This window comes from Rhizobium sp. SVR5-2C, from assembly GCF_056755115.1.
In genome coordinates, this window is sequence record NZ_JBNDHT010000479.1 from 1 (window position 1) to 252 (window position 252).

General features: G+C 69.0%; 1 protein-coding gene. It reads right to left on the bottom strand.

Annotation, left to right across the window (positions count from 1 at the left end):
* On the bottom strand, nt 1-252 hold a 252-nt coding region (locus ACPYOI_RS36595), incomplete at both ends, for an IMP dehydrogenase (protein ID WP_481424247.1).

Sequence of the window (252 nt, forward strand, 5' to 3'; positions counted from 1 at the left end):
GTCGCGGAGCACGCCGGCCTCGTAACGCTTGACCCGGGCCACTTCCGCGGCCTGCTGCTGCGGGGTCAGGTTCTTGTGGACGATGCCGATGCCGCCTTCCTGGGCGATGGCGATCGCCAGGCGCGCCTCGGTCACTGTGTCCATCGCGGCGGACACGAGCGGCAGGTTCAGGCGGATGCCACGCGTGAACTGCGTGGCCAGACTGGTGTCGCGCGGCAACACCTGGGAGAACGCCGGCACCAGCAACACATC